The sequence below is a fragment of the Sphingomonas panacis genome, assembly GCF_001717955.1.
Classification (GTDB): Bacteria; Pseudomonadota; Alphaproteobacteria; order Sphingomonadales; family Sphingomonadaceae; genus Sphingomonas; species Sphingomonas panacis.
The window spans coordinates 4,760,216-4,775,894 of sequence record NZ_CP014168.1 but is presented as its reverse complement, the minus strand read 5'-3'; the positions used below and the strand labels follow the sequence as shown (position 1 = coordinate 4,775,894).

The window sequence follows — 15,679 nt, the reverse complement described above, 5'->3', positions numbered from 1 at the left end:
GGGCAAAGTGTAACTCGGTCAGCGGGCAGATGCCCCGTCCGTCCGGGGGTGATGAGCATGTCGGCGAGATCGCGGATTGAAGGGGTGCGCCGGGGGTTGGACCGATCGCGCTTTGCGATCGGATCGTCCTTTCGCTCGGGGTGCCCCGGACCGGTCGTTGCCGATGGCTCGGATGGATGGGGGTGGCCCGCGTGCTTGGTGCCCGTTTCACGCTGTGCCGCAGTGTGTGATCGGGGACTGCGGCATGCGTGAAGCCGCTCAACGGCACCGGGCGCCACGCCTGTTTCTGGGCATCGCGAACCTTCGCTCGATTGGAGCCGCTTTCGGGGATCACGCGGCCATCGCGGTTCGCAGGGAGATTGGTCAGAGGTTTGACAGTCTCGGCGCCGGGGCGCGTCCCGGCCACGGCGAATCCGCGTCAGTCAACGATCGCTTGTGGGAGGTGGATGGCGACGACGGTTCGCACCGTCATTTACAGGCCTTCACGCGCTTCATGGCGGCGCCCGTTGTCTTCGAAGGCTTCCGCATCCACGCGTCGCTGGCGGAGCGGGGGGCGGAGGCTCCCGGCCTCGCGATTTCCATGGGGAGCGGCGGACGCGACCGCGCGGGATGGGGCAGCCGGTATCACGGCGATATGGCGCTCGCCGCAGACCTGTTCGAGAACATCTTTGAAAAAGAGCCGCTTCTGGCGCGGCAGGCGATCCACGATGCAGGGGCGGACGGCCAGGTTCTGTATCACGAATGCCTGTTGCGCCGGCGAGGCGACGACGGGACGGTGCAATCGTCGGCGGATGGCATTCAGGCGATGGAGCGGCTCGGCCTGATACGGGCTCTGGATCGCATCATGGTTCTGCGCGTCCTGCGGGAATTGCAGAACGCGCCCGACGTCCGGCTGGGCGTCAACATATCGGCGCAGAGTGCCACTTGCGATTTCTGGTGGTCGGATATCGTCGCGCGGCTGTCGATGACACCTGGGCTGGCGGAACGGCTGGTGATCGAGATCACCGAGACATCGGCGCCCGTCGCGATCTCCGAAATGGTCCGTTTTGCTGATCGGATGCGCGGTTTCGGGTGTCGGATCGCCCTTGACGATTTCGGCGTGGGGCATGCGTCGATCGATCAGTTGCTCGCCATCCGTCCCGATATCGCCAAGATCGACGCATTGTTCCTGCGCCGCGCGCAATCGTCGCCGCGTGACCGTCGCGTGCTGCACCATCTCGTCGGATTGGCGGCTTCGGTGTCGGATATCGTCATAATCGAGGGCGTCGAAAGCGAAGCGGACAGTGCGCTCGCACGGGAGGCGGGCAGCCATTGGCAGCAGGGCTACTTATTTGGCCGGCCGACGGTGCCGCCCATCGATGCCAGTCGTCAATGATGGGTATCTGGTCACGCTTTTTTTCGTCGATACGCAAGTCGCGGTGCCCACGCGCTCCGAATTGGAATTCGTGATCGAACGGCATGGAGCAGTATTACTCACAAGTATTCGGCGTGACACGTCAATGATACTGTTGATTACGCTTCCGATTTAAAGACGTATTTGAAATGGAGAATTTAGCATCATGCCTGACGAGGGAGGGTTGTCTATATATCAGCGAATTCGATCCTATATATCCATGGCTTTCTACAAGAGAACCAGGTCGGACTGGAAGATCAACCGGGATTTGCTGGAATTGGTCGCTTTCGTTGAGTTGCATGGGGAATCAGGTCGGCGGATACTGGCAATCCGCGCTCGGACGTGCAGGAAGAGACGGGATCGCGCGCACTGGAGACGGATGGTTCGCCTTCTGGATGCGTGGAAAAACGGGGTGAACCCGCGTGCGGTGTGGGGGCCTGATGCGTACGCAACGGTCGTAAGGCAAGCTTCTGGAGAGATAGGCGGGCCGGCCCGGCCCGCGGATCTTCGTACCGGGCTCTCCGTAAGCGAGGTTCCAAACGTCCCGTCCCCTAAAGGGGTGGGCGCACTGACCTAGGTTTGATGCGTTGTGGATAATATAACGCTATATCAATCTTTGACATGATACGCCGCCGTCACCCGGCTCACCGCTCCCCGAACAGCTCGCGCTGCGCCTTCTCCAGTTCCTCCGCGTAGCGCCGCCGGACATAGGTCTCGGACAGCACGCCGAGCACCGTCCGGTCCGTCGCCAGCACCGCCAGTTCGTCGGCGCCGGTCGCGTCGAAGGCGGTCATCACCTGTTTGATGTCCATGTCGGGCTTGATCGCCGCCTCGGTGTTGACCGCGACGCTCGCCACGGATGCGGCCGGGTCGAGCGTTTCGGCGAAGGCGTCGCTCGTCCGCACGATGCCGGCGTAATGCGCGTCCGCGTCGATCAGCACGACGCGGCTCGCCGAGCCGAGCGGGTAGCGGCGGCGGAACTCCGCGATCGTCGTCCCGGCGGACGTCTCGCGAGTCTCGCGGCGCATCATCCGCCCGACGGTGAGCGTCTTGACCCAGCCGACGTCGCGCGCGCTCTTGATCGTTTCGCCACGCAAGTGCAGCCGCCACGTCGAGAAGGAATAGCCGAACAGCTCGCGCACGATCGTCGTGGAGACCAGCGATGCCGCGATGGCCGCGCCGGTCAGCCCGAAATCGTGAGTCGCCTCCAGCACCAGCATCGCCATCGTCATCGGCCCGCCGATCACCGCGACGCCAAGTGCTGCCATGCCGACGATCGCGGCGTTGTGCGGGTCGACGATCTGGAACCCGGCCACCGCCGTCAGCCCCGCCGCGAACAGCGTCCCCGCGAGCGTGCCGAGGAACAGCGAGGCGAAGAACAGCCCGCCGCGAAAGCCGAAGCCGAGCGAGACGATCGACGCCAGCGACTTCGCCACGAAGATCACCGCGATGAAGGCGAGCGGCGTGCCCACCACCAGATCGTTGTGAAGCGCGCCATGCCCCGAGGACAGCACCTGTGGCGAGATCATCGCGATCGGCACCAGCAGCAGCCCGCCGATCGTCGGTCGCGCCCAATCCGGGATGCGCAGCCGCCGCACGCTGTGTTCGAGCAGCGCGACCGCGCGCATCAGCACGATGCCGAACGCGGCGCAGGCGGTGCCGAGCCCTGCATAGGCGAGATAGTGATGCGTCTCGGTAACCGCGCCCGAGGCGGTCTCGACGACATAGGGGTGCGCGCCGAGCGTCTGCGACACCAGCACCGCCGACAGAGTCGCGGCGGCGACCGGGGCAATCGCGGAGGGCGTATACGCGCCGATCACGATCTCGAACGCGTAGAAGGCGCCTGCGAGCGGCGCACCGAACGCGGCGGCGATCGCCGCGCCCGCGCCCGCGCCGACGAGGTTCCGAAGATCGGGCCGGCGCAGGTTGAGCAGCCCGCCGGTCCACGAGGCGACCGCGCCGCCGAGCTGCGCATAGGCCGCCTCCAGCCCGACCGACGCGCCGAACCCGTTTGACAGGATCGTCTGCCCCGAAATCACCAGGCTGTCGCCGATCGCCATGCGCCCGCCGTGCAGCGCATTCGCCTCGACCGTGTCGACCAGGCTACGCTTGCGCGCGCGCGTCGCCAGCGTGAACAATCCCAGCACCACGCCGCCGACCGGCAGCGCCAGCAGCGCGGCGAGCGGCAGTGCGGGTTGTGCGCTCAGCCGCGAGGTGCCGGGGAGCGCGAAGAACCAATGTTGCAGCGTCCGCGCCAGCGCGCCCTGCGCGACGCTGAGCGTGCCAGCCGCGCCGCCGATGCCGATCGCGAGCAGGATGAACGCCGCCTCGCTCGCGCGCAGCCGGCGCCGCAGCCAGTTCACGGGCCGGACGAGACGAAGCCGCAACGACATCGTTCAGCGCTCGCGCAGGGTACGGGGCGGGACGGGCATTTCGCTCCGTAGCGCCGATTGCATGAAGGGGGAATGCCGCTAGGGTTTCCACCGAGTGGCGTAGGAGCGGGCAGGCGTGAATGAAACCAGCGTAGACATACGGGACGAAGAAGCGCGCTTCGCCCCACAGGCGGTCGGCCCGTTCCCGCGCATTCCCGCCGCGGCCGATCCCGATGAGATGATGCTGGTGCTGGCGATGCGGCGCGACCGCATCCTTGCCACGCTGACCCTGTTCGCCGGCATCGGCCTCGCGCTCGCCACCCCGTTTGCGCTCAAGGCCGGCGCGGAATTCTTCCTCCCGACGACCGCCGCTTTGGTGATCGCGATCGCAATGGTGCCGATTCTCGAGTGGTTCGAACGACATCGCATCCCCTCGGCGGTGGCGGCGCTGGTCTGCATCCTGCTGTTCCTGCTCGCCGCCAACATCGCGCTCGCCGCGATCGTGGTGCCGGCGGTGGAGTTCTTCCGCAAGCTGCCCGAGCGGATCGACCGAATCCAGATGAACATCGCGCCGCTGATCGATCTCTATTCGAGCCTGGAGCGCTATCTCAATCGCGCGGTGCGGCATCTCGCCTCGCCGGGGCCGATCAGGACGGCACAGACCACGGCGGTGGCCCCGCCGAGCTCGATCCTCGAACTCGCCGCCACCTCGGCGCCGACCGCGATCGTGCAGGTGTTCTTCGGCATCCTCGTGATCTATTTCTTCCTCGCCGGCTGGACCCGCCTGCGGCGGCGCACGATCACCAGCCGCTCCAGCTTCGGCGGCGCGATGGCGACCGCGCGGGTGATCCAGCATGTCGTCGACGATACCGCTGCGTATCTCGGCACGATCACCGTCATAAACCTCGCGCTCGGGCTGCTCGTCTCGGGCGTGCTCTGGACGATGGGGATGCCATACCCGCTGATGTGGGGCGGCATCGTCGCCCTGCTCAACTACGTGCCGTATTTCGGGCCGATCGCGGCGGCGCTGCTGCTTGGGCTGGGTGGGTTGATGACCTTCCGCGATATCTGGGCGGCGCTGTTTCCGGCGTTCCTGATGATCGGCTGCCATCTTGTCGAGGCCAACGCCATCACGCCGCTGATCGTCGGGCGGCGGCTGACGATCAACCCGATCCTGATCCTCATCTCGATCAGCTTCTGGAGCTGGGTGTGGGGCACGCCGGGCGCGCTGCTGGCGGTGCCGCTGCTCATCATCCTGCAAACCGTACTGGGCGCGATCGGCAAGCCCGATATCGCCGGTTTCCTGTTCGAACACGGCGCGATGGCCAAGGGATCGCCACCAAAAAATGGCGAGGCTGAAGAAAGTCTGGCGAAGTCTGTTGACAGCCACGAACCCCTGACCTAGTTGGCGCGCCTCACGCTTTCCAAGCGGGTGTAGCTCAGTTGGTTAGAGCGCCGGCCTGTCACGCCGGAGGTCGCGGGTTCGAGCCCCGTCACTCGCGCCACCCTTTCAAAAAGGGTTGGCGGATCAAGCGGTTGGAGAAATCAAACCGATCGTTACTTCGCTGCCACGGACGTGTTCCGGGGGCCACGGTTCCGCCATATTACGGCCGTTGGACGGACGGAACGGTTGAGCCGGAACATGTCCGGCATGACGGCTTTAGGGGCCGTTACCGCCAGCGCCCGGTCTCCATCCACGCCAGCAACGGCTTGAGCGGCGCGATCCACACCAGCCCCGTTACCACGTAGAACAGCGCCTGCACCAGCGGGTGCCAGCGCCCGACCCAGCCCGAGAAGCTCGCGACGATCACCACCCACACCAGGATCAGCGCGAGGATCATGAACATGCCGAAGGGTTTGCGCCAGCTCGGGGTCATCGCGTGATCCATCCTGTCTCGGTCGCGATCGCGTGGAGCGGCATGTCCCACGGGTCGGCGGGCAGGGTATCGACTTGCTGCACGCTCCACGCCACCCCGATTCGCACAGCGTTCGGAAATTCCGCGAACGCGCGATCGTAATGTCCCGCGCCCTGGCCGAGCCGGTTGAGCGCCGAATCGAACGCGACCAGCGGCGTCAGCACGAGATCGGGTGCGAGCGCGGGTGACGCGTGGTGCGGTTGCTGCAACCCGTACGGGCCGGGGGCAAGATCGTCCTCGGCATCCCAGGCGAGGAAGCGAATCGGATCGGCGCGGCTTGTGACGTGCGGCAGCACGATCGCGCAGCCATGCTCGACTGCCGCGCGCGCCAGCCACATCGGATCAGCCTCGCTGCCGATCGGCACGTACGACGCGACCGTCGCGGCATGAGGCAGGAGGGCGGTAAATTCGGCACCCGCGAGGATCGGCGGTGGGGAGGTCGCGAAGAACGCGTCGCGGGCCGCACGCATCCGGGCGCGCAACGCACGCTTGTCGAGCATCATGCCGCAGCCGGAAAAAAGCGGGTGGCGGGACCGCCGTGGCCGTTTGCCTGAATATCCTCTGACGCCGTTAGCATCAGGTGGGGATCATATGCATCTGGCCAGGGCCAGAACAGGGACAACCCCCTAGGAAGAATAATCGCCTCAGGGATGTTCGGTAAGGCTCGTACCGGGCAGTGCCCGCCACTTGCCAATCTAGGCGTTGGCGCTGCGATTCTCAAGGGCATCGGCAAGTTCCTCCAGCAGCTCGGCGACACGACCCAGCACATGCGATTCCACCTGCTCGGCGGGGCGGCGTTCCGCCTCCTCGAGCGAATCGGCGAGCAGCAGCGCGATGAACAGCATCGTGCGCTCGCCGCTCAGGCCGCCCGAGGCGCGCGTCGCGTCGCTCCAGCGCGCGTCGAGCAATGCGCCGAGCTTGATCAGCCGGTCTTCCTCGCCCGCGCGGCAAGCGACGACGTGGCGCCGGTCGCCGATGGTGATCGTCACGTCGGCCATCAGTCCGCCTCCTCGCCCGCCATCACCGTATCGAGCGCGACGATCGCCGCCTCGATCCGCGCGCGCAATGCGCCATGTCGTTTTGCGAGCGCCGCCTGGGCGCGTTCGCGATCCGCGACCGCTGCGTCGATACGGGCAATGGCGCGTTCGATCCGGTCGATCGCGGCAGGGGACGATACTTCTGCCATCGCCCGGCGATAGCATGAGAGGGTTGTCTGACAATATTCGAATTGTTTCGCACTGGTTGACGCCAGCCTCCGCCCACCGCAAAGACGCGGCGAACACGAGGGAATCGGCGGGGAATGCCTGCTGCATTGGCAGCCCGACTCCGCCATTGGCGACAGGAGCGCATGCGATGACGGTTAAGGTAGCGATCAACGGTTTCGGGCGGATCGGGCGTCTCGTGGCGCGGGCATTGATGGAGCGTGCCGATACCGGCCTCGAACTGGTCGCGATCAACGATCTCGCCGACGCGAAATCGAACGCCTGGCTGTTCAGCCGCGACAGCGTCCACGGCAAATATCCCGGCACCGTCGTCGCCGAGGGCAATGACATCGTCATCGACGGCAAGCACATCCGCGTCACGGCCGAGCGCGATCCCGCCAACCTGCCGCATGCCGAACTCGGTGTCGACATCGTGCTCGAATGCACCGGCTTCTTCACCGACAACGTGAGCTGCCAGAAGCATCTCGACGCGGGCGCCAAGAAGGTGCTGATCTCGGCACCCGGCAAGAACGTCGATCTGACCGTCGTGTACGGCGTCAACCACGACAAGCTCGAAGCCGGGCACACGATCGTGTCGAACGCATCGTGCACCACCAACTGCCTCGCGCCGATCGCCAAGGTGCTCAACGACACGGTCGGCATCGAGCGCGGCCTGATGACGACGATCCACGCCTATACCAACGACCAGAAGATCCTCGACCAGATCCACCCGGATCTGCGCCGTGCCCGCGCCGCCGCGATGAACATCATCCCGACCACCACCGGCGCGGCGCGCGCGGTGGGTGAGGTGCTGCCTGAACTGAAGGGCCGGCTCGACGGCTCGGCCGTGCGCGTGCCGGTGGCGGACGGCAGCCTCGTCGACCTGACCTTCACGCCCAAGCGCGACACCACCAAGGGCGAGATCAACGCGATCCTCAAGGCGGCGTCGGAAAGCGGCCCGCTCGCCGGCATCCTCGCGTTCTCGGACGAGCCTTTGGTGTCGATCGACATCGTCCACACGCCGTTCTCCTCGACCGTCGACAGCCTCGAGACGGCGGTACTCGACGGCAAGCTCGTCCGCGTGGTGAGTTGGTACGACAACGAATGGGGTTTCTCGAACCGCATGATCGATACCGCCGGCGCGATGGCGAAGTTCCTCTAAGGCACCATCGCGGCAAAATTCGTCATGCCAGCGCACGCTGGCATCTTCCGGTGTCGGCCGTAGCGCCCGCCCCGCGGAGACCCCAGCTTCCGCTGGGGTGACGATGGAGGCGGACCTGCCCTGCGGATCGGGTGCGGACGACAGACACAATTCGGGAGTGCGACGATGGCCAGGCAGTTCAAAACGCTCGACGACATGGGCGACATCGACGGCAAGCGCGTGCTGGTCCGTGAGGATCTCAACGTGCCGATGGCCGACGGCGCGGTTACCGACGACACCCGGCTGCGCGCCACCGTCGCGACGGTCGGCGAACTCGCCGACAAGGGCGCGATCGTCCTCGTTCTCGCGCATTTCGGTCGCCCCAAGGGGCAGCGTAACCCCGAGATGTCGCTCGCGATGGTGGTGAAGCCCTATTCGGCCGTGCTCGGCCGTCCGGTCCGGTTTGTCGACTGGAACGGCGCGGAAGACGCCGTCGCCACCCTCCAGCCCGGCGATATCGCGGTGCTGGAGAACACCCGTTTCTTCGCGGGCGAAGAAAAGAATGACCCGGCGCTCGTCGCCGACATCGCCAAACTCGGCGACCTCTACGTCAACGACGCTTTCTCCGCCGCGCACCGCGCGCACGCCTCGACCGAGGGGCTGGCGCATGTCCTGCCCGCCTTCGCCGGCCGCGCGATGGAAGCCGAACTCGACGCGCTCGACAAGGCGCTGGGCAATCCCGAGCATCCGGTCGCGGCGGTGGTCGGCGGCGCCAAGGTTTCGTCGAAGCTCGACGTGCTCAAGCATCTCGTCACCAAGGTCGATCATCTCATCATCGGCGGCGGCATGGCCAACACCTTCCTCGCGGCGCGCGGGGTCGATGTCGGCAAGTCGCTGTGCGAACACGATCTGGTCGGCACCGCCGAGGAGATCTTCACCGCCGCCGAGGGCGCGAACTGCACCATCCATCTGCCCTACGACGTGGTCGTCTCGAAGGAATTCGCGCCCAACCCGCCGAGCCTGCGGACCTGCAACGTTCACGAAGTCGCCGCCGACGAGATGATCCTCGATGTCGGCCCGGCTGCGGTCGAGGCGCTCGCCGACGTGCTCAAGACCTGCAAGACGCTCGTCTGGAACGGGCCGCTCGGCGCGTTCGAGACGCCGCCGTTCGATGCCGCCACGGTCGCACTCGCCAAAACCGCGGCGGCGTTGACGGTCGGCGGCTCGCTCGTCTCGGTGGCGGGCGGCGGTGACACCGTAGCCGCGCTCAACCAGGCCGGGGCGGGCGACGACTTCACCTTCGTCTCGACTGCGGGCGGCGCCTTCCTCGAATGGATGGAAGGCAAGGAACTGCCCGGCGTCGCGGCGCTCGCCCGCTAGGCGCGATCAGGTCGCCGGGGCGATCGGCGGCGGCGCCGGTTCCTTGAGCAGCGGGATCAGCACCGTGTTGAGCGCGTCGAGATCGAACGCGCCGGCCTGCGCATATCGCAGCCGGCCGGCGCGATCGATCACGTAGTTGGTCGGCACACCGCGCATCACGTCATAGGGTCCGCGAATCTTGCGCACCGGCGAGATGTGCAGCGCCGCGAACAGCCGCTTCATCTGGGAAAGCGGCACCGAGTCCTCGGTCGTCACGGCGAAGACACGCAGGCCGAACTTGCTGGTGGCGGCGTAATAGGCGTCGAGCGTCGGCAACTCCTGTTTGCACGGCACGCACCAGGTCGCCCAGAAATTGAGCACGACCACCTGGCCGCGCAAATCCGCCGAGGAGACCTTGGTCCCATCGACCAGTGTCAACTCGAACGGCGGTGCCTGAACGCCGACTTCGGGCGCCTTGGCACCAATTGATGCTAGCGCTACCAAGACAAGCGCAAGATGTCGAAAGACGTTCGACGTGCCGGCCATGATCTCGTCCCCCCGAATAGGACTTCACGCTGAAACTTTGCGAAGCTGCGGTCAAGCCGCACGCTTGCCCGTTGCTCAGCCCCGACTGTCTCGCTAACACGACTTGACGCAGCGCAGCATAGAGGGAGTGGCACGCCATGAATACCGCCGAGATGACCGCCAAGATCGCCGCCGGAAAAGGCTTCATCGCCGCGCTCGACCAGAGCGGCGGCTCCACGCCCAAGGCGCTCACCGGCTACGGCATCGCTGATGGATCTTGGTCGAGCGACGAGGAAATGTACGCGCTCATCCATGACATGCGCAGCCGCATCATCACCGCGCCGAGCTTCACCGGCAACAAGGTGATCGGCGCGATCCTGTTCGAGCGCACGATGGACGGCATGGTCGCGGGCAAGCCCGCCCCCGCCGCGCTGATCGAACGTGGCGTCGTGCCGTTCATCAAGATCGACAAGGGGCTCGAGGCCGAGGCGAACGGTGTTCAACTCATGAAGCCGATGCCGGAGCTAGACGCGTTGCTCGCGCGCTCGAAGGCGCTCGGCGTGTTCGGCACCAAGGAGCGCTCGGTCATCAACCTCGCCAACCACGAGGGCATCGCCGCGATCGTCGCGCAGCAGTTCGAGATCGGCCAGCAGGTGATCGCGGGCGGCCTGATGCCGATCCTCGAACCCGAACTCAACATCAAGAGCCCCGAGCGTGCCGAGGCCGAGGTGATCCTGCGCGACGAACTGCTCAAGGCGCTCGATGCGATGACCGGCGACGACACGGTGATGCTCAAGCTGTCGATCCCCGAAAAGGCCGGGCTGTTCGATTCGCTGGTCGATCATCCGCGCGTGTTGCGCGTCGTCGCATTGTCGGGCGGCTATTCGCGTACTGAGGCGTGCGCCGAACTCGCCAAGAATCGCGGCATCATCGCCAGCTTCAGTCGCGCGCTCCTCTCGGACCTGCGCCACCAGATGACCGATGCGGAGTTCGACGCATCGCTCTCGGCGGCGATCGACGAGATCTACACGGCATCCGTGGACAAGGTCGCGCAGCCCGTCGCGGCGTGATCGTCGCCCCGGCGAAGGCCGGGGCCGCCTTGTAAGGAAGCGCAACGCCAGCCCCACAACGATCCCGGCCTTCGCCGGGGTGACGGGAGGGCGTCCATGATACGTCCCGGAGAACACCCATGACGACCCTTCTCGAGACCCCGGTCAAGACGATCGACGGCGATCGTACCAGCCTCTCCCAATATGCCGGAGACGTGCTGCTCGTCGTCAACGTCGCCTCCAAATGCGGGCTGACCCCGCAATATGAGGCGCTCGAGGCGCTGTTCCGCCAATATCGGGATCGCGGCTTCAAGGTGCTGGGCTTTCCCGCCAACGATTTCGCCGGGCAGGAGCCGGGCGGCGACGCCGAGATCGCCGATTTCTGCAAGACCAATTACGATGTCGATTTCCCGATGTTCTCCAAGATCATCGTCACCGGCCCGGGCAAACATCCGCTCTACGCCGCGTTGATCGCCGCCAAGCCGGAAACGGCGGGGGATGATGCCGATGCGTTCCGCACGCGGCTGCGCGGCTATGGCATGACTCCCAACGAAGCGCCCGAGCTGCTGTGGAACTTCGAAAAGTTCCTGATCGCGCGCGACGGCACCGTCGTCGGTCGCTTCGCCCCCTCTACCGCGCCGGATGACCCCGCGCTGGTCGCGGCGATCGAGGCGGAACTGGCGAAGTAAACGCGCGCCGGGTTTCGTTGCGGCGATCCGCGCGCTAGGGCGGCGCCATGACAGAAGATGATCCGCTCGGCCCGCTCGATCCCGATTTCGCGAAACAGTTTCGCCGTGACGACCGCCGGCCGCCATGCCAGCTTTACCTGATCTCGCCGCTCGACGTGACCGGCGGGTTCGCCGACCGGCTCGCGCGTGCGCTCGATGCCGGGCCGGTCGCCGCGTTCCAGTTCCGCATCAAGGATATCGACCAGCACGCGGCGGCAGCTCTTGCCGAACCGCTTCAGCGCATCTGTGCGGAGCGTGACGTGGCGTTCCTCGTCAACGACAGCATTTCGCTCGCCAAGCGACTCGGCGCGGACGGTGTGCATCTCGGGCAGGATGACGGCGACCCGCGTGAGGCGCGCAGCGTGCTCGGCCCCAACGCGCAGATCGGCGTGACGTGCCACGACAGCCGCCACCTCGCGATGGAAGCGGGCGAGGCGGGGGCCGACTATGTTGCGTTCGGCGCTTTCTATCCAACCACCACCAAGGCGGTCGAGCACCATCCCGAGCCGGTGATCCTGAGCTGGTGGGCGACGATGTTCGAACTGCCGAGCGTCGCGATCGGCGGCATCACCCCCGCCAACGCCGCGCCGCTGGTCATGGCCGGCGCCGATTTCCTTGCGGTGTCGGGCGCGGTGTGGGGCGGTGACGAGGTCGCGGCGGTGAAGGCGTTCGCGGCGGTGCTGGGCTGATCGGCTCCGCCTGACGCGAATCACACGAGATAGGTCACGCCCGGCGCATCCTCGCGCGGCGTGTCCATGAGGTTGACGCGTATTTCGCCTCCGTCGTGTTCGCTGCGATGGACGGCGGCGTCATCGATCGCGGCGCGCATCGTCCGGTGAACCTTGCCGCGTACCGAGACAAAGCCTTCCGCATCGATCCTGATCCAGGACCAACCGAAGGTGCCGGGCGGCCCCGCGGCCAGAACGGATTGTACCGCAAAGATCACCTCATAGCGGTGTTTGGCCTGAGGCATGTCTTTTGAAAGCCAGAATAACGCGGTTATGGGTCACTGTGCGCTCGTGCCTGAGCGCAAGCGGTGCTGCGATCAAGCGAAACCCGGTCCAGTCGCAACCGGCACCTGCTCACCAGTGGCGCACGCGCCCGGTATCGACATGCACGAAGCCGTCGCGCGGATAGAAGCCGACCCCGCCGCCGCCGAGCGCCAGCGCCGCACGGTGCAGCTTATCGAGCGACACGCCGGGCACCATGATGTCGGTCGCCTTGCCGAGCATGTGCTGGCTTCGGCTGGCGACGCCGGTGTGCTGGCCGCCGCGCGCGCGCAAGCCCGCGTTGGTCTTGGGCGAGCGATAGCCCGAGATCAGGTCGATCTTGCGATTGTCGCCGACGTCGAGCGTGCGGCGCAGGCTGACCAGCAGCGCGAGCAGCTTTCGGTCCATGATCGTCGATTGGCCGGTGCGCCAGTCGCGCAGACCGTGGTTCAGTTCGGCAAGGCCCTCAGGCACGAACTGGCCGTTGCGCGCGAACAGCGCGTCGACGCTCTCGTTGGTGTGGACGTTGCGAATCGCGAGCCGCCATTCGCGCGTGCCGGCAAGCGCGCGCGCCGGGCCGGGCATCGCCGCGATGGCGCCAAGCCCGGCGAGGCCGCCGAGAAGCCCGCGGCGTGAGAGGATTCGTTGCGGCGCGGAAACAACCGCGGAGTCTGTCGTTGATGGCATGAAAGTCATCTAGGATGTTGAAACGATGAGAAGAACAGTCCTGATCGCGGCTTGTCTGGCGTCTGCCTCGCTTGGGCCTGTTCCCGCGTCCGGGGCTGGAACCAAAACTGCCGCTACCGTCGAGAAAAGGGTGCTCCAGACGCAGGTCATTCTCGATCATCTCGGCTTCTCGCCCGGGGTACTCGACGGCAAAGCCGGCATGTCGCTGACGTCCGCGGTGAAGGGTTTTCAGGAGGCGAATGGCCTCGATGTGACCGGAGCGCTCGACAAGCCGACCCAAGCCGCGCTCTCGAAATACCAGAACATCCCTGCCACGCAGACCGTGACGCTCACCCCCGAACTGCTCGCCGGCCCATACACCAATCCGCTGCCGAAAAACCCGGCCAAGCAGGCGGCCTTGCCCGAACTCGGCTATCGCAACGCGATGGAGAAGTTCGGCGAGATGTTCCACACCACGCCAGCGGTGCTGATTGCGCTCAACAGCGGCGACACGAAGCTGTCGCCCGGCGTGAAGATCACCGTGCCCAACGCGATCGCCACCGCACGCGATTACGATGCCAAGCTGCCCGAAAAGTGGCGCCAGACGCTGAGCGGCCTCAACGTCGATTCGAAACAGCCGCAGGGCGCCAAGATCGTCGTCGACAAATCGGATTCGGTGCTGCGCGTTCTCGATGCCGACGGCAAGCTGATCGCGCAGTTCCAGGCGACGATGGGCAGCAAGCACGATCCGCTGCCGATCGGCACCTGGAAGATTCTCGGCCCGGCCTACAACCCGCCGTTCCACTACAACCCGAAGCTGTTCTGGGATGCCAAGAAGGGCCAGAAGAAAGCGACGCTGCCGCCGGGGCCGAATGGGCCGGTCGGGGTGGTGTGGCTCGATCTTTCCAAGCCGCATTACGGCATCCACGGCACGCCCGAACCCTCGACGATCGGCCGCGCCGAGAGCCACGGCTGCATCCGCCTCACCAACTGGGACGTCGCCCGGCTGTCGCTGATGATCAAGCCCGGCACGCCCGCCGTCTTCCAGGAATAACGTGGGGCGGCTCGGTCTCGTCCTGATCCTGGCCGCCGCCCTGCTGGTCGCGGGGTGGCTGGCGCTGCTGAACCTCCCTGACGCGCCGGGCACGACGGCATCCACGTCAGCACGTTCGCACGCGGTGCCGACAAAGCCCGCGGTGCAGGCGGCGCCGCGCCCGCCCGTCGGGCTGCTCGCCGTGCCCGTGGCCGGGGTGGCGCGCGCGGCGATCACCGACACCTGGGGCGATCCGCGCGAGAATGGTCTGCGCGCACATCACGGCACCGACATCCCCGCCGCCGCCGGGACTTTGGTGACGGCGGCGGCTCCCGGCGTCGTCGAAAAGCTGTTCGAGAGCAATGCTGGCGGCACCACCATCTATGTCCGCTCCCCGGCGCGCGACTGGACCTATTATTACGCGCACCTTTCCGGCTACGCGCCGGGGCTGCATGAAGGGCAGCGGGTACGCACCGGCGATCCGCTCGGCTATGTCGGCGACACCGGCGACGCGGGGGCGGGGAACTTTCACCTCCATTTCAGCCTCACCCGCACCATGCCCGATCAGCATTGGTACGAAGGCGAGGATGTCGACCCGTTTCCCTATCTCACCGGGCGGCGGGTTGCCGGATCGGGCGGCTGAGGCTAAAGGCCGCAGCCTTCGCTCTTTCCACAGGTACACCCAATGAAGATCAGCGGCGTGGACATTCGTCCCGGCAATATCATCGAATATGAAGGCGGCATCTGGAAAGCCGTCAAGATTCAGCACACCCAGCCCGGCAAGGGCGGCGCGTACATGCAGGTCGAGATGAAGAATCTCATCGACGGCCGCAAGAACAACGTCCGCTTCCGCTCGGCCGAGACGGTGGAGCGCATCCGGCTCGACACCAAGGATTTCCAGTTCCTGTTCCGCGACGGCGACGCGCTGACCTTCATGGACAAGGACAATTACGAGCAGATCACGCTTGATGCCGGCATCCTCGGCGATGCCGCCGAGTTCCTTCAGGACGGTATGGACGTCGTGATGGAATTGTACGACGAGCGCCCGATCTCGGTCGAGCTGCCGAGCCAGATCGAAGCCACGATCGTCGAGGCTGACGCGGTGGTGAAGGGGCAGACCGCCTCGTCGAGCTACAAGCCGGCGATTCTCGATAACGGCGTGCGCGTGATGGTGCCGCCGCATATCGGCGCGGGCACGAAGATCGTGGTCGATGTCTACGAGCGCACATATGTGAAGCGCGCGGACTAAAGTCCCCCTCCCGCTTGCGGGAGGGGCTAGGGGAGGGCACGTCTCCGGCTTCGCGTT

18 protein-coding genes, 1 tRNA gene and 1 other RNA gene are annotated in these 15,679 nt (G+C 66.0%); 11 read left to right on the top strand and 9 right to left on the bottom strand.

The window, feature by feature from the left end; all coding sequences use genetic code 11:
* The first annotated feature begins 244 nt into the window (after positions 1 to 244).
* Complete coding sequence (locus J0A91_RS22175) at positions 245 to 1,375, top strand: EAL domain-containing protein (RefSeq protein WP_169833205.1); 1,131 nt, start codon at positions 245 to 247, stop codon at positions 1,373 to 1,375.
* A gap of 662 nt (positions 1,376 to 2,037) precedes the next feature.
* On the opposite strand, the gene J0A91_RS22170 is transcribed toward J0A91_RS22175, so the two are convergent.
* Positions 2,038 to 3,786 (bottom strand): chloride channel protein, encoded by a 1,749-nt coding sequence (locus tag J0A91_RS22170; protein WP_069206715.1) that lies wholly within the window; start codon positions 3,784 to 3,786, stop codon positions 2,038 to 2,040.
* Between the two features lie 217 nt (positions 3,787 to 4,003).
* On the opposite strand from J0A91_RS22170, the gene J0A91_RS22165 reads away from it, so the two are divergent.
* The gene (locus J0A91_RS22165) at positions 4,004 to 5,170 is read left to right on the top strand and encodes an AI-2E family transporter (RefSeq protein ID WP_069207577.1); all 1,167 of its coding nucleotides are present in this window, start codon (positions 4,004 to 4,006) and stop codon (positions 5,168 to 5,170) included.
* A gap of 23 nt (positions 5,171 to 5,193) precedes the next feature.
* Positions 5,194 to 5,270: transfer RNA gene (locus J0A91_RS22160), tRNA-Asp, on the top strand.
* A gap of 165 nt (positions 5,271 to 5,435) precedes the next feature.
* Here the strand turns inward: J0A91_RS22160 and J0A91_RS22155 are convergent.
* The 5 genes from J0A91_RS22155 to J0A91_RS22140 all read right to left on the bottom strand — a co-directional run bounded on the left by J0A91_RS22155 (position 5,436) and on the right by J0A91_RS22140 (position 6,867).
* Positions 5,436 to 5,642, bottom strand: coding sequence for a DUF2842 domain-containing protein (locus tag J0A91_RS22155; protein ID WP_069207576.1), 207 nt, complete (start codon positions 5,640 to 5,642; stop codon positions 5,436 to 5,438).
* Positions 5,639 to 6,181: a 5-formyltetrahydrofolate cyclo-ligase gene (locus J0A91_RS22150; RefSeq protein WP_069207575.1), complete on the bottom strand. Its 543-nt coding sequence runs from the start codon at positions 6,179 to 6,181 to the stop codon at positions 5,639 to 5,641. The genes J0A91_RS22155 and J0A91_RS22150 overlap by 4 nt, the downstream gene beginning before the upstream one ends.
* Before the next feature lie 26 nt (positions 6,182 to 6,207).
* Positions 6,208 to 6,364: non-coding RNA, 6S RNA (gene ssrS, locus J0A91_RS25325), on the bottom strand.
* Positions 6,365 to 6,376: 12 nt separating this feature from the next.
* Positions 6,377 to 6,679, bottom strand: a complete 303-nt coding sequence (locus J0A91_RS22145; RefSeq protein ID WP_069206714.1) for a cell division protein ZapA — start codon at positions 6,677 to 6,679, stop codon at positions 6,377 to 6,379.
* Positions 6,679 to 6,867, bottom strand: coding sequence for a hypothetical protein (locus tag J0A91_RS22140; RefSeq protein WP_069206713.1), 189 nt, complete (start codon positions 6,865 to 6,867; stop codon positions 6,679 to 6,681). The genes J0A91_RS22145 and J0A91_RS22140 overlap by 1 nt, the downstream gene beginning before the upstream one ends.
* A gap of 167 nt (positions 6,868 to 7,034) precedes the next feature.
* Here J0A91_RS22140 and gap point away from each other — a divergent pair, with 167 nt between their 5' ends.
* Both gap and J0A91_RS22130 read left to right on the top strand, forming a co-directional pair.
* The gene (gene gap / locus J0A91_RS22135; protein WP_069206712.1) at positions 7,035 to 8,045 is read left to right on the top strand and encodes a type I glyceraldehyde-3-phosphate dehydrogenase; all 1,011 of its coding nucleotides are present in this window, start codon (positions 7,035 to 7,037) and stop codon (positions 8,043 to 8,045) included.
* Positions 8,046 to 8,210: 165 nt separating this feature from the next.
* Complete coding sequence (locus tag J0A91_RS22130; RefSeq protein WP_069206711.1) at positions 8,211 to 9,404, top strand: phosphoglycerate kinase; 1,194 nt, start codon at positions 8,211 to 8,213, stop codon at positions 9,402 to 9,404.
* A 6-nt stretch (positions 9,405 to 9,410) separates the two neighbouring features.
* On the opposite strand, the gene J0A91_RS22125 is transcribed toward J0A91_RS22130, so the two are convergent.
* Entirely contained in the window at positions 9,411 to 9,929 is a 519-nt protein-coding gene (locus J0A91_RS22125) for a TlpA family protein disulfide reductase (RefSeq protein ID WP_069206710.1), read from the bottom strand.
* Positions 9,930 to 10,066: 137 nt separating this feature from the next.
* Here J0A91_RS22125 and J0A91_RS22120 point away from each other — a divergent pair, with 137 nt between their 5' ends.
* The 3 genes from J0A91_RS22120 to thiE all read left to right on the top strand — a co-directional run bounded on the left by J0A91_RS22120 (position 10,067) and on the right by thiE (position 12,374).
* Positions 10,067 to 10,978 carry a fructose bisphosphate aldolase gene (locus J0A91_RS22120; protein ID WP_069206709.1) on the top strand — a complete coding sequence of 304 codons (912 nt, stop codon included), beginning with the start codon at positions 10,067 to 10,069 and terminating at the stop codon, positions 10,976 to 10,978.
* A 119-nt stretch (positions 10,979 to 11,097) separates the two neighbouring features.
* On the top strand, positions 11,098 to 11,646 hold the full coding sequence (locus tag J0A91_RS22115; RefSeq protein ID WP_069206708.1) for a glutathione peroxidase: 549 nt from the start codon (positions 11,098 to 11,100) through the stop codon (positions 11,644 to 11,646).
* A 47-nt stretch (positions 11,647 to 11,693) separates the two neighbouring features.
* Entirely contained in the window at positions 11,694 to 12,374 is a 681-nt protein-coding gene (gene thiE, locus J0A91_RS22110) for a thiamine phosphate synthase (RefSeq protein WP_069206707.1), read from the top strand.
* A 20-nt stretch (positions 12,375 to 12,394) separates the two neighbouring features.
* On the opposite strand, the gene J0A91_RS22105 is transcribed toward thiE, so the two are convergent.
* Positions 12,395 to 12,658 (bottom strand): hypothetical protein, encoded by a 264-nt coding sequence (locus J0A91_RS22105; RefSeq protein WP_069206706.1) that lies wholly within the window; start codon positions 12,656 to 12,658, stop codon positions 12,395 to 12,397.
* 109 nt (positions 12,659 to 12,767) lie between these two features.
* On the bottom strand, positions 12,768 to 13,361 hold the full coding sequence (locus tag J0A91_RS22100) for a peptidoglycan L,D-endopeptidase MepK (RefSeq protein WP_069207574.1): 594 nt from the start codon (positions 13,359 to 13,361) through the stop codon (positions 12,768 to 12,770).
* A 25-nt stretch (positions 13,362 to 13,386) separates the two neighbouring features.
* On the opposite strand from J0A91_RS22100, the gene J0A91_RS22095 reads away from it, so the two are divergent.
* Genes J0A91_RS22095 through efp form a run of 3 tightly spaced genes read left to right on the top strand, consistent with a single transcriptional unit; the run spans position 13,387 to position 15,622 of the window.
* Entirely contained in the window at positions 13,387 to 14,394 is a 1,008-nt protein-coding gene (locus tag J0A91_RS22095; protein WP_069206705.1) for a L,D-transpeptidase family protein, read from the top strand.
* Between the two features lies 1 nt (position 14,395).
* Positions 14,396 to 15,016: a M23 family metallopeptidase gene (locus J0A91_RS22090; protein ID WP_069206704.1), complete on the top strand. Its 621-nt coding sequence runs from the start codon at positions 14,396 to 14,398 to the stop codon at positions 15,014 to 15,016.
* 42 nt (positions 15,017 to 15,058) lie between these two features.
* Complete coding sequence (efp, locus tag J0A91_RS22085; protein WP_069206703.1) at positions 15,059 to 15,622, top strand: elongation factor P; 564 nt, start codon at positions 15,059 to 15,061, stop codon at positions 15,620 to 15,622.
* Positions 15,623 to 15,679 lie beyond the last annotated feature (57 nt).